This is a genomic window from Fibrella arboris, assembly GCF_041321095.1.
Lineage (GTDB): Bacteria > Bacteroidota > Bacteroidia > Cytophagales > Spirosomataceae > Fibrella > Fibrella arboris.
Window position 1 is genome coordinate 201457 of the sequence record NZ_JBGGWE010000012.1, and the last position, 12782, is coordinate 214238.

General features: G+C 54.7%; 15 protein-coding genes. 4 read left to right on the top strand and 11 right to left on the bottom strand.

The features are described from left to right. Positions 1-37: 37 nt before the first annotated feature. The gene (locus tag ACAW75_RS20335) at positions 38-550 is read left to right on the top strand and encodes a DUF2480 family protein (RefSeq protein WP_370730582.1); all 513 of its coding nucleotides are present in this window, start codon (positions 38-40) and stop codon (positions 548-550) included. A gap of 16 nt (positions 551-566) precedes the next feature. On the opposite strand, the gene ACAW75_RS20340 is transcribed toward ACAW75_RS20335, so the two are convergent. Next, positions 567-830, bottom strand: coding sequence for a PspC domain-containing protein (locus ACAW75_RS20340; RefSeq protein ID WP_370730583.1), 264 nt, complete (start codon positions 828-830; stop codon positions 567-569). Positions 831-1007: 177 nt separating this feature from the next. On the opposite strand from ACAW75_RS20340, the gene ACAW75_RS20345 reads away from it, so the two are divergent. Continuing rightward, complete coding sequence (locus ACAW75_RS20345; protein ID WP_085410498.1) at positions 1008-1202, top strand: cold-shock protein; 195 nt, start codon at positions 1008-1010, stop codon at positions 1200-1202. A 157-nt stretch (positions 1203-1359) separates the two neighbouring features. Here ACAW75_RS20345 and lysS read toward each other — a convergent pair whose 3' ends face one another. Continuing rightward, entirely contained in the window at positions 1360-3147 is a 1788-nt protein-coding gene (gene lysS, locus ACAW75_RS20350) for a lysine--tRNA ligase (protein WP_370730584.1), read from the bottom strand. Positions 3148-3291: 144 nt separating this feature from the next. Beyond that, a complete protein-coding gene (gene dprA, locus ACAW75_RS20355) occupies positions 3292-4413 on the bottom strand; it encodes a DNA-processing protein DprA (protein WP_370730585.1) in 1122 nt (373 codons plus the stop codon). Positions 4414-4622: 209 nt separating this feature from the next. Here dprA and ACAW75_RS20360 point away from each other — a divergent pair, with 209 nt between their 5' ends. Further along, positions 4623-5216: a fasciclin domain-containing protein gene (locus tag ACAW75_RS20360; protein WP_370730586.1), complete on the top strand. Its 594-nt coding sequence runs from the start codon at positions 4623-4625 to the stop codon at positions 5214-5216. Positions 5217-5330: 114 nt separating this feature from the next. Here ACAW75_RS20360 and ACAW75_RS20365 read toward each other — a convergent pair whose 3' ends face one another. Next, the gene (locus tag ACAW75_RS20365) at positions 5331-5852 is read right to left on the bottom strand and encodes a hypothetical protein (protein ID WP_370730587.1); all 522 of its coding nucleotides are present in this window, start codon (positions 5850-5852) and stop codon (positions 5331-5333) included. 205 nt (positions 5853-6057) lie between these two features. Between ACAW75_RS20365 and ACAW75_RS20370 the strand changes: the two genes are divergently transcribed. Continuing rightward, on the top strand, positions 6058-6294 hold the full coding sequence (locus tag ACAW75_RS20370) for a GlsB/YeaQ/YmgE family stress response membrane protein (protein ID WP_370730588.1): 237 nt from the start codon (positions 6058-6060) through the stop codon (positions 6292-6294). 120 nt (positions 6295-6414) lie between these two features. Here ACAW75_RS20370 and ACAW75_RS20375 read toward each other — a convergent pair whose 3' ends face one another. The 7 genes from ACAW75_RS20375 to ACAW75_RS20405 form a co-directional block, all read right to left on the bottom strand. Then, positions 6415-7674: an MFS transporter gene (locus ACAW75_RS20375; RefSeq protein WP_370730589.1), complete on the bottom strand. Its 1260-nt coding sequence runs from the start codon at positions 7672-7674 to the stop codon at positions 6415-6417. Beyond that, the gene (locus ACAW75_RS20380; protein ID WP_370730590.1) at positions 7668-8039 is read right to left on the bottom strand and encodes a DMT family protein; all 372 of its coding nucleotides are present in this window, start codon (positions 8037-8039) and stop codon (positions 7668-7670) included. The genes ACAW75_RS20375 and ACAW75_RS20380 overlap by 7 nt, the downstream gene beginning before the upstream one ends. Before the next feature lie 34 nt (positions 8040-8073). After that, positions 8074-9414, bottom strand: a complete 1341-nt coding sequence (locus ACAW75_RS20385; RefSeq protein ID WP_370730591.1) for a sensor histidine kinase — start codon at positions 9412-9414, stop codon at positions 8074-8076. Continuing rightward, positions 9411-10100, bottom strand: a complete 690-nt coding sequence (locus ACAW75_RS20390) for a response regulator transcription factor (RefSeq protein ID WP_370730592.1) — start codon at positions 10098-10100, stop codon at positions 9411-9413. Before ACAW75_RS20390 ends, ACAW75_RS20385 begins: the two co-directional genes overlap by 4 nt. 47 nt (positions 10101-10147) lie before the next feature. After that, a complete protein-coding gene (locus tag ACAW75_RS20395) occupies positions 10148-10993 on the bottom strand; it encodes a hypothetical protein (RefSeq protein WP_370730593.1) in 846 nt (281 codons plus the stop codon). Positions 10994-11165: 172 nt separating this feature from the next. Then, entirely contained in the window at positions 11166-12116 is a 951-nt protein-coding gene (locus ACAW75_RS20400) for an aldo/keto reductase (RefSeq protein ID WP_370730594.1), read from the bottom strand. A gap of 124 nt (positions 12117-12240) precedes the next feature. Further along, on the bottom strand, positions 12241-12579 hold the full coding sequence (locus ACAW75_RS20405; protein WP_370730595.1) for a MerR family transcriptional regulator: 339 nt from the start codon (positions 12577-12579) through the stop codon (positions 12241-12243). Positions 12580-12782: the final 203 nt, after the last annotated feature.

Below are 12782 nucleotides of genomic sequence, written 5' to 3' on the forward strand. Positions count from 1 at the left end.
CTTGAAACTTGAACCTTCTCCCTTCCGTTCTTTCGGTATGGAAACGGATGTTATTGTAAACCGGGTGGCCGGCAGCGGGCTTGTCACGCTTGATCTGGAAGAGTATTATCATCCCGGCGAACGGGTCGTCTATGATCTGAAAGATAACCTGTTTATGGGCCTGATTCTCAAAGAAAAAGACTTTCGGGCCTTTCTGAAGGAGCATGACTGGAGTCAATATGCCGGAAAGAATGTGGCCATCACCTGCACCGAAGATGCCATCATTCCAACCTGGGCGTATATGTTGCTGACACTGCAACTGCAACCCTATGCGAATACGGTTGTGTACGGCACCATACAGGATCTGAACGAGAAACTGTATTTCGATGCCATCAAAACGATTGACCCTGACGAGTATCGGGGGGCTAAAGTAGTGGTGAAAGGATGTAGTAAGGTGCCAGTGCCTACCGCTGCCTATGTCGAACTGACTCGCCTGCTTGCTCCGGTGGTGCAAAGCCTGCTGTTTGGCGAGCCTTGTAGCACGGTGCCGCTATTTAAAAGAAAGCAGTAATGTGAATGCGTCAACGCTAGAGTTCCCAAAAAGTCGGGTTGGCGTTGCGGCGTATGTGCGTGCGTAGCTCGAGCCAGAAAGCGGCGATCAGATACAAAATAATGGGCGAACCGAGCGTCAGACAGGAGGTATAGATGAAATACAACCGGATGCTGCTGGCCGAAATGTTCATTCGCTCGCCAAGCCGGGCGCAAACGCCAAACGCTTGTTGCTCAACGAAATATTTCAGTTTGTTAAGACTCTGGTCCATATGTCTGTTGTCCTGAAGAAGAGTAAACATAACGCTAATAATTGAGCTTTGTTCCGCTTCTACGAACCATTTACACAAAATTCATAGCTAACGGAGGCTTTTACTGCCAGACCTGCCTGTCTTCTGAAACTAATTCACGTACTTTGCGTTTCATGCAGGGTGGTAACCTACAACAGGTCAGCCGCCTATCTAATTTATACCAATTTTATGCAAACAGGTGTGGTTAAGTTTTTCAACGAAAGCAAAGGCTTCGGCTTTATCGTTGATGACGCCAATGGTCGTGAAATTTTCGTTCATATTACCGGCTTGAACGGTGTGACGATTCGTGAGAATGACCGGGTTCAGTTCGAAGTAGTTGATGGCAAAAAAGGCCTCAACGCCGTTAAGGTCAGCAAGATCTAATTCGTCAGACCGTTGGTCCGATAGAAAAAAACAAAATGCCCCGGCTGAAAAGCCGGGGCATTTTGTTTTTTAAAGTTTACTGTTTTCAGTTTACTGTTGCGCTGCTGATGAAAGAGCTCGCTGATTAGCAGCGCAACAGTAAACTGAAAACAGTAAACTAAACATGTCCCGTCCAGCTATGCACATCGGCAATGGATGGCATGGGTACGTCGTTCATCTTTAACTTTTTGCGAACGCCACCCAGATCATTGAATAGTTTGTTGGGGCTGGCCGCGTGCAGTTGACTGATGGTCAAATAACCTAGTTTCTGGAGCGCCGGTACCCAAATTGCCGGTACGCCAGCGTCGACAAAATCGGCTTCAGTCGAAATTTCTTCTTTCTTTTCAGGCCGCATCTGCGGGAAGAAAAGCACCTCCTGTATACTTGGCTGGTTGGTCATGATCATCGCCAGCCGGTCGATACCCAGGCCAACACCCGCCGTAGGGGGCATACCATATTCCAGGGCCCGCAGGAAGTCTTCATCCATCGCCATGGCTTCGTCGTCGCCGCGTTTGGCCAGTTCGAGCTGCTCCTCAAAGCGAGCCCGCTGATCGAGCGGGTCGTTCAGTTCCGAATAAGCGTTGGCAATCTCTTTACCGTTGCAGATCGCCTCGAACCGTTCGACCAACCCCGGTTTGCTGCGGTGCTTCTTGGTCAGCGGCGACATTTCGACGGGGTAATCCGTGATAAACGTCGGCTGAATCAGGTTCGGCTCGCAGGCTTCACCAAACAACTCGTCGATCAGCTTTGATTTGCCCATCGACTGGTCGGTTTTGATACCCCGGCTTTCGGCAGTCTGACGCAGCGCCTCTTCACCCATTTCCGACACATCGACACCCGTGTATTCCTGAATGGCCTCAAACATGGTCAGGCGTTTCCAGGGGCGTTTGAAGTCGATGATGTTCTCACCCACCGTCACCTTGGTTGTACCGGCCACATCGATGGCTACTTTCTCCACCATCTCTTCAATGGTGTCCATCATCCAGTTGTAGTCTTTGTAGGCCACGTAGAATTCCACCTGCGTGAACTCGGGGTTATGCGTCCGGTCCATGCCTTCATTGCGGAAATCTTTCGCGAACTCGAACACACCGTCGTAACCGCCTACGATCAGCCGTTTCAGGTACAGCTCGTTGGCAATCCGCAGATACAGCGCCATGTCGAGCGTGTTATGGTGCGTCTGGAAGGGCCGGGCTGTAGCGCCTCCGTGAATGGGCTGAAGAATGGGCGTTTCAACTTCCAGATACCCTTTTCCGCTCAAATATTGCCGAATCGAATTCACCAGCTTGCTGCGCTTGATGAACACCTCGCGTACCTGAGGATTCACGATCAGATCGACGTAGCGCTGACGGTACCGCAGTTCCGGATCAGTGAAGGCATCATAGGTTTCTTTTTCGCCCGTCTGCTCGTTCACCACCTCTTTTACCACTGGCAGAGGCCGTAGCGACTTGGTCAGCAGTTTGAACGACCGGACGTAGAGCGACAGCTCACCCGTTTGCGTGGTAAAGATGTTGCCTTCCACGCCCACGATGTCGCCAATGTCGAGCAACTTCTTGAACACCGTGTTGTACATCGTTTTATCCTCACCGGGGCAGATGTCGTCGCGGCGGAAATAAAGCTGCATGCGGCCGGTGCTGTCCTGCATTTCGGCGAATGAGGCCGCCCCCGAAATACGGAAGCCCATCATTCGGCCTGCCAGACGTACCTGCCCATAGGTAGCGTCACCGGCAAAATCGAGGTGCGGCTCGTAGCCTCCCTGCGTCTCCTGTCCTGCCTTGTCGGCAAAGGCATCGCGAAGGGTGGTGATGGTGTGCGTAACGTCGAATAGCTCGGCGGGGTAGGGGTCAATGCCCATCCGCATCAGTTCTTCACGTTTCTGACGTCTGTTTACTTCTTGTTCACTTAACATAGCTGAACCGCAACGTTTTGCCTTGACCAGGGTGGCCAGCGGCGGACCGTCGGAATTTTACAGGATTGAAAGGAGCTACAGGCGTTGATCGCCTGGGGAAATCGAGCGGCAAAAGTACGGCAGAATCATGGATGTGTCACGCACTTACGCAACCTCATACCGCTTTCCGGGAAGCGACCGGACGTACCCACGAAATTCCAGGCTGAGCAGGAGTGAAGCCAGCGCACCCATGTTGATCTGCGATTGCCAGCTTAGTTCATCGATGTGCAACCCCGGCTTCTGGCGCAGCAAGGCCACGACCTGGCTTTCCTGGGCTGTGAAATCGAGCGGAATCGGAACCGAAGCCGACGATTTACCTGCCGCCATGCCGGCCGGGTCCTGATCCCAGTTCATGGCTTCGATGAGGTCGGTAGGGCTGGTGTATATCTGTGCTTTGTTCTCGCGGATGAGCTTGTTGCAGCCCGCCGAAAACTGTTGTGACACCTGCCCAGGCACGGCAAACACCTCGCGGTTGTAGTTGTTGGCGTACTCGGCCGAGATGAGCGCCCCCCCTTTAGCGGCGGCTTCCACAATCACTACGGCGTCGCTAAGGCCCGCGATGATGCGGTTTCGGGCCGGAAAATAGCGCGGATCGGGTTTGGTGCCCGGTATGTGCTCCGTGAGTAGGCCGCCCAGGGCCTGCATATCCTGTGCGGTGCGGCTGTGTACCGATGGATAAATAATGTCTAGGCCACTGGCCATAACGCCCACGGTCGGTAACCCAACCTGGAGGCTGGCCCGATGGGCCGCGATGTCGATGCCGTAGGCCAGTCCGCTGATGATCGAAATGCCATAGGGCTGCATGGCCTGTACGATTTCTTCCGTCATGCGTCGACCGTATTCGGTTGCCTGCCGGGTTCCCACCAAGGCCAGCGTACGGGGGGCGTTCAGATCCGCGTTGCCCAGTTGGTATAGCAAAGCCGGCGCGTCGTAGAGCGTTTTGAGTCGGGCTGGATACGCCTCATCGGTATAGAAAAGAGCCGAGGCGCCTAGTCTTTCGAGCCGACGCAGGACCGCTTCGGCGGCACTTAACACGTGGGGCTGCCGAATAGCGCGGGCTGTAACCTCGCCTACGCCTGGAATCTTCAGGAGTTTGGCCGGCGGCGCGGCAAGAACAGCTTCGGCCGAGCCGCCATAACTGATGAGTTGCCGGATAAGGATTCCCCCGACGCCTGGCACGAGCGAAAGGGCAATTTGATGGAGTTGTTCAGGCGTAGCGGTGGGCACAGGCAATCAGAAAGGCTTAGCCACAATCATATGGATTTCCAATAAGAATTACTAGAAGGCGGCTGATAAGTATGCACTCTAGAAAATCTTAGTAGAAAAGCCTGGTTATCAGTTAAGAAAGGATTATTGAATTTAATGAGAAGGTAACTAACAATCAGGTGGATTCTGGGTTAAGTCTATTTAACTAATAGATTTTAAATACCTTTCGTATGAAAATCCAATTGACACACACGCTGCTGGCTTTACTAGCGGTGGGAGGTAGCGCCTATGCGCAGGTAGACACGTCTGCCCGCCCAGCCTCGGCAGGAACAGCACCCACAACGATGGGGTCATCATCGGTCACCCGACCAACGGGCGGGGGTACGTCAAAAGCAACCGATAAAGATTTGGCGGCTAATCTGGCCGGGGCCAGCGACTTTTCAACCCTCCAAACGGCACTGGTAGCCTCTGGGCTCGCCGACCAGGCGAAGACACCCGGCCCGTACACCGTTTTTGCGCCATCTAATGCTGCGTTCAGCAAACTGCCGGCCGGTACGTTGCAGAGCCTGACCCAACCCGCCAATAAGAGTAAGCTGGCCGGTATTTTGGCCTACCACGTCGTATCGGGTAACGTGATGGCATCGGACTTGAAAGACGGTCAGACGCTGAAGACAGTGGGCGGGGGCACTTTAACTGTTCGCAAGCAGGGCAACGCCGTGATGCTGACGGATGCTAAAGGGGGTTCGGCTATGGTGACAACGCCTGATATTCAGGCGACCAACGGAACCGTACACGCCATTGACAGCGTGTTGATGCCGAAATAAACGGAGAGTCCGGTTCTCCCAAACAGACACAGTCCTGCGGGGCCATAGTCGTTATAAAAATGACTGTGGGCCCGCAGGACTGTGTCTGTTTGGGAGAACCGGACTGATAAAAGCCTATTGCTTCACCAGTTTAAGGGTATAGGTGGTTTTGATGGGGCGGTTGCTGAAATCTACATCGTCCTGAAAGGCAATGTTCATCGTATTGCCCGCTCCCGATTTGGTTAGTGGGAGCGCTGCCAGCTTGTCTTTGCCATAGAGTATCAGTTGCGTATCGGTTTCCGTAAACGTACCACCTGGCTCGAACAGGAAATCGAGAAAGCCGCGCGAATTGCTGGCACTTGTGCACGTGGCAGTGCTGGCGGCATTGGTGGTGGCGGTGCCGTCGGCGCCAAAGGTGAGTGTCACATCAGAGAGGCAGGTTTCCCCATTGGCTTTCAGGTAGGGAACCCAATCAGGTACGTTGATGGTAGTGGCGCCGGATGGTGCCGCCCAAACAGGATCGAATGTGAGGGCCGTGATTTTCCAATTACCCACGGCCGAAGGTGGCGTTACGGGGTCGACCGTTTTTTTGCAGCCCAGCAATAGCATGAGCAATAGGGTCGCCTGAATGACAGGAGACCAGATTTTCGTCTTCATACGAGAGTATCTATGTAGGCAAGCTTATGAGTAAACGGAGCAGAATCAATCTCTATTGAGTCACCAGCAGCATATTGTAATGACTGGCTAATTCTGAACGGTCACTGGTTTAAGACGGGCCATTCACTCGATATTGTCTGCCTTAATTTCTACCTTGGGCGTTATTACTTAAACAATCATCCTTTTCACTTAACTACTAACAGCTATGGGTTTCCTGTATTCAATTATCATCGGTGGCATTGCTGGCTATCTGGCCAGTACCTTTATGGGGAGCCACAACAGCGCGCTGATCAATATTATTTTGGGCATCGTGGGTGGTCTGGTTGGCGGTTTCATTGCTAAGCGCCTCGGCAACGATCCTGAAAATGACGGTCTGGTCATGAATCTGCTGATTTCGGTTGGTGGCGCCATCGTCCTGATCTTCCTGGGGCGATTGTTCTAGCGCACAACAGAAGACTGTAGCAAAAGCCCGACTCAGCTAGCACTGGTCGGGCTTTTGCTATAAAGGGCCGGATCAACAACGTACCTGGGCAGCAACCCACCATTACGCCTGTGCATTAGGTCAGTTTATTTGCCGCCGGTCTGCTGGCTTGTAGTTGCGTGTTTCGGGCACCAGCAGCCCAAACACGCCCAGTGCTGCTACCGCAATACCAGCCAGAATAAGGAAAGCATACGTGTACCCCGCCTGTTGCACAATGGCCCCGGCAAAGGCACTGCTTAATGAAGCCCCCAGCCCCACGGCGGTGGCAATGGCACCTTGCGTGGTGTTGAACAAGCCGCTGCCCTGCGTGAGATCCGCAACGATCAGGACCGACAAAACCCCGAAAAGACCAGCCCCTACACCATCAAGAATCTGGATGCTGACCAGCCTTATCGGGTCGTCGGTTAGCGTGTATAACAGGCCCCTTACTGGTAAAACGGCGAACCCAATCAGCAACAGGCGTTTACGCCCTCGTGGGGCCAGTTGCCCGGCCCAGTAACTAACGGGAATCATGACTAATTGCGCCACAATAATACAGGCCGATATATAGGCCGACGACGTACCTGCGCCGTTTCCTTTGGCCAATTGCTGCCCAAGGAGCGGTAACATGGCGGCGTTGGCAAAATGAAAGAGCACGCAGGCCAGCGCAAAAAACAGGATATCCCGGTTGGCTGCCAGTGCCCGCCAGCCTGTTTGCTGGTGGCCATCGTCAGTTGGTTTGTCGCCGTCGCCCCGCGCGCGTTCATGGTCAATTTCCGATTCGCGAATGCGCCAGATAGCCAGGCTGCTGAGGACCGACATGGCTGCAAGCAGGACAAAGATGCCCTCGGTGCTGACGTAATAGCCGATGAGCCCCGCCATACAGGCCGCAAACACATTGCCGCCGTGGTTGGCGGTTTCATTGCGCCCAATGCGTCCGTCGAGGGCCTTGTGGCCTACCAATCCCAGGGTAATGGCCGCTAAGGCGGGCGTAAACCAGGCCGCCGCCAGACCCATTAGCACCTGGCCACCGATGATAACCGAAAAGGTAGGGAGCAATACTGTGCCCAATGAGGCGGTGGCAATCAAGAGCGACGCCACGATCGAGTAGAGCCGTTTGCGCCGCGTTCGATCGACCAGCGCCCCGGCGGGGGTCTGGCTGGCCACCGTTGCTATCCCCATTACCGACATGGCCAGGCCAATATCCTGCGCCTGCCAGTGGCGGGTGGTGAGCAGGTAAATGGCGAGGTATGGCCCCAGACCATCACGCACGTCGGCCAGGAAAAAATTGGCCCGGTCGAGAGCCCGCAAACTGGCTGCCGATGGCTGGCGATCAGTGGAGCGAGCCGATGCCGCTACCATTTTTTGAAAATAAAAAAGACCGCCACGACCATGAAGGCAAAACCGACAAGATGGTTCCAGGCTAGCTTATCGGTCCTGAAGACGTAGACGGTAATCAGGGTGAAGACCGTCAGTGAGACAGCTTCCTGAATGGTTTTTAGCTCAAAAAGTGAAAAAGGACCACCCGTTTCGGTAGAGCCAATGCGATTGGCGGGCACCTGAAAAATGTATTCGAAAAAGGCCAGGCCCCAACTGAGCATGATGACGCCAAACAGGGACAGTTTGGCAATCAGTGGGTACTGTTTCAACTGAAGGTGGCCATACCAGGCCAGCGTCATAAAGATATTGGAGAGCGTAAGCAACAAGATGCAGTAAAGCGATTTCATTCGTTCGTTGAGTGGCCCTTGCCGGGTGTGTTGGCTATCGTATGGGAATATGAAGCGTGCTGGTAAACGTAAAAGCCTGCCAGCTAAGGGATAACTGACCGCCCAGTAAGCTTGTTAGGCGGTGGCTTATCCACAGGCCCAGTCCATGCCCCTCTTTCAGTGGGTCGGCCTGAAAATAAGGCTCGGTCAGTTCAAGCGTAGGTCCGCTCTCACGCGAGGTTCTGTTCTGAACCTGTACGACTGCCAGTGCAGGGTTCGTGCCGTCGATGGTTACGGTAACGGTGCTGTCAGCTACCCCATACTTTATGGCATTTTCGATCAGGTTAAGCAGGATATGATCCAGCTTCACGGCATCGGTAGTCAGGTCCAGCCCTGGCCCCGGCTGAATAGCCAGCTGAGTAGCTACCTCATAATCGGCGGCAATTGCTGTTAACTGCTGCAGGCAACGGCTCACTTGTGCATCTACTTTCACCGACGATAGCTGAAGCAGGGGCGCTGATTCGTCTGGTCGGCTCAGCGTGAGAAATTCGTCGATGAGTCGGCTCAGGCGACGTACTTCGTCTAGTTGCCCATCCAGAAAAGGGCGCAATCCGTTTCCGGCCTGACCCCCACTGAGCGTAACCTCCAATCCGGTTTTCATAACGGCCAGCGGGGTACGTAGCTCGTGGGCGGCGGCCCCGAAGAAATGCCGTTGCGTATCAATACTCGTTTGAATACGCTCCAGCATCTGGTTCAGGGCTACGGTCAGTGTGTAGAGCTCGTCGCGGCTTTTAGGTGGTGTGAGCGGTTCTATCCGGGTTGCCTTACCAATTTGAGCTGCCTGAGCCACCAGGCTTTTAATGGGCCGTAGTAACCAGCCTGCCGCGCCGTAGCCCGCTGCCAGCGCCAACAGCAGACTTGAGAGCCAGCCCAGTCCGAAAACCCACCTGAGCTCCTGAATGTCGCGTTGTAGACTCCCATCAGGCATGGCCAGCGTGAGACGAACCTGACTGTCGATGAACTGATCGGCTGATGACTCAACGGTGACCAAACGGTAGTTGCTGGCGACGGGTGGCAACGTACCTGGCTGTTTAAAGCGTCGTTGCCGTGGGGAGCCATCGTCGTTCGGAAAATCAGGGCTTTTAAACAGTTCACGCGTGGGGAAGTAGGCCGATGAGGCCGTGAGGCGCATCTGTTCGCGAAGGCCGGGCAACGGGAGTACAACCGGGTCGATGCTGACCATCGAGAGCAACCAGTTGGCGCGGGTTTGGGTGGCTCGGTCAAACGCCGTTTGCAGGCTCTGCTCGGCCCGGCCAAGCATCAAACTACCAGTGGCGGCACTCACCAGGGCAAACACGGCTGCCACAGCCAGTACAATGCGGCTGCGCAGGCTCATGCGGTACGGAGCCGGTACCCCTGCCCAATCAGCGTTTCAATCAATTCCGGTTCTTTGCCGGCGTCCGTTGGTGCAGCCGCATCGAGCTTTTTGCGAAGCTGATACATGTGTACGTCAATGACGTTGCTACCCCGGTCATAGTCGACGGCCCACACTTTCTCGGCAATTTCGGTACGGGTTACCACGCGCCCCGCCTGGCGCATGAGCAGTTCGAGCAGGGCAAATTCGCGGTTCGTGAGGTCGAGTTTGGTGCCGTTTCGTAGCACTTCCCGGCTGGTCAATCGCATTTCCAGGTCGGCCACCCGCAGCACTACGGCGTCGCCCGTGGTAGTTTTGCGTTGCCACACCCTGATTCGCGCCAGCAGCTCCTCGAAGTCGAACGGTTTACGCAGGTAGTCGACCGCGCCCAGGTCCAGCCCCTGCACTATGGTAGGGGCATCGCTCAGGGCCGACAGGATGACCACAGGTACGTTCAGCCCATAAGCGCGCATGTTCTTCAGCACATCGAAACCGGTTTGGCCGGGTAGCATCAAATCGAGCAGCACCAGATCGTAGAGCCCACCCGCCAACTGATCGAGTCCTGCCGAACCGGAATAGGCCAGATCGGCCACATGCCCTACCTGTTCCAGCCCCTGCCGAATGAACCGGGCCAGTTTACGCTCATCTTCAATGACTAAAATTTTCATGTGGCAAAAGCCCCCCTCACGCAGGAGGAGGGCCAACTGATTAACGATTAGCGAACAAGGTACTGCTGTCCGTTGATTGTCAGGACCGAGGCGCGCAGGATATTCGCTTTCTGGAGCTGTACCTGTCCTTCGCCCAGTGTACGGGTGTAGCCTTGTACGGTTATGTCGGTGCCCTTCTTGGCCAGATTCGTCAGTTGGTAAGCAATGTGCGGCGGAACATGAACAAGGTTGTCATTGATAACCAGCCCGTTAACCCGGCCACTGCGGTCCAGCTTATAGTCGGTGATCTTACCCGTTATGGTGCTCATGACAGGCGCAACGGGCGCTGGCGGTGTGGCGGGCGGTGCATCGGTAATGGTTGTTTTACCGGCTGTCAGGCTGGTCATGTGAAAGCGCGATTCGCCATCTGGCCGGGTATCTGCAAAGCCCGTTACACTGACCGAACTACCGGCTTTTATGGTTTGCTGAACCTGCTTGCCCAGATGTGGCGCAAACTGTACGGTCATTGGTTTGCTGCCGCCTGTGAGGGTAAAGCCGTTCAGGATGTAGTCATCATTGCCCGTCAGTTCACCAACGGAACCGGTTACGGTGGTAAGCGGAAGCAGACCTGTTTCACGACCATTTGGACCGCCTTTACGGCCTATTTTCCCTGGTCGCCCCGGCCCACCCTGACCCGGCCCATCCTGTGGCCCAAAACCGTCGCGCAGGCGGTCGCCTTTGTATTTCCTCATGCCTTTCCGGTCGCCTTTGGCGAAGCCACGAACGCCTGTTCCCGGTCCATCTGCCACCTGGGGATTGACGGGCGGTGGTGGCGGCGGTGTATTGCTGGTTTGTGCGTGGGCGGTGGCTAGTCCGGCCAGCAGGAGTGAGGTGATGATGAGATTCGTTTTCATTGATAGCGTTTGTTTTACTGGTTGATTGTGAAACAAAGCTACCTGCGCCAGTTAAGGCCGATCTGAAGCCAACATTAATTTTTCTTCATGTTGGATTGGCCTGGCTCTGTAGGTTGCTTACGCCTAGTCGAAGGGCCACGCGTTAGCAACCTACAGAGCGAAGCAAAATTATTTACGCCTCGCTGGCCGTTGTCAGTTTATCGATTGCTTCATTATCCAGCCTCAACTCGGCGGCTTTGGCAATGTCGTGCAGTTGCTCAACACTGGTAGCGCTGGCAATAGGTGCCGTAATGCCCCGGTGCGCCATGAGCCAGGCCAGCGACACCTGGGCGGGTGTGGCTGAATACTGCTCGGCTATTTCATCAAGGGCGTTCAGGACGCGGAAACCCCGATCATCCAGGTACTTCCTCACGCCCTGCCCGCGCGGACTCTTCGACAGATCGGCTTCCGACCGGTACTTGCCCGTCAGGAAACCACTGGCCAGCGCGTAATAGTTGATCACGCCCAGGCCGTATTGCATCACAATAGGCTCGTACTGCTGTTCGTACTTCTCGCGGTCATACAGATTGTACTCGGGTTGCAAACTTTGGTAAGCTGGGTAGCCCTGTTTGGCGCTGACCTCCATCGATTCCCGGAGGCGTTCGGGCGTGAAATTCGACGCGCCAATGAACCGCACTTTCCCGGCCTGGATCAGCTGACTAAAACTTTCGAGCGTCTCTTCAATCGGCGTATCCAGGTCGTCGTAGTGCGATTGGTACAGGTCGATATAGTCGGTTTGTAATCGGCGGAGCGAGTCTTCGACGGCCTGTTGCATATAGGCTTTTGAGAGCCCTTTTTTATCCGGCGCCATTTTGGAGCCTAGCTTGGTAGCCAGCACAACCTGATCGCGTTTGCCGGTTTTCTTCAGCCAGTTACCAATGATCGTTTCCGATTCGCCGCCCTGGTTGCCCGGCACCCAGTGCGAATACACGTCGGCCGTGTCGATGAGGTTGAATCCGGCATCGACAAAGGCATCCAGCAGTTGAAAAGAAGTGGCTTCGTCGGCCGTCCAGCCGAATACGTTACCGCCAAAAGCGAGCGGTGCTACAGACAGCGACGAGCTGCCAATGGTACGTTGTTCCATGAGGTTGTTGTTAACCGGCAGCACAAATCGGCGGGCTGCTCACCGTCAAAACCGGCTGGAACAACGAACAGTTTAGAGAAAGTTACCTGCCGCCATACAGCTGTTTGGCGTTTTTGCCCAACTTCTATTCAGCAGAAGTGTCTATTTTATCCCGCAACTCGACCATGAACTGACGGATCTCGCGGAGCCTATCGATCATCTTGGCGGTGTCGCTTTGGGCCGTCTGTTTCCTGTTCAGGTATTCGCGGGCGCCCTGCAGTTTGAAGCCCCGATTTTCGACCAGATCAAGGATTTCGCGCAGGTGATCGACTTCAGCTTTGGTGTATACCCGATCGCCGGAACGGTTCTTTTTTGGACTAAGCGTGGGGAATTCCTTCTCGTAGTAACGCAGTTTCGATATGTTCACGTTGAACAGATCAGCCACTTCCCGAATGCTGTAATATCGCTTTTCGCCCGATTCCATAGTGACGTTACAATGTGGTTTAAGGCCGATGTGGCCCACGAATGTGCGCTGCAAATACCAACCCAACGGCGAAAATAACGTAATTTTGCAGGACCTCACTTTAGTTAGTCAGTCCTCTGTCTTCGCGGAACGCCGCCCGGTCTTCTGTTGCGCTGCTAAGGCCAATGGGTCCTGATAAGCAGCGTAACAGAAGACCGGGCGGC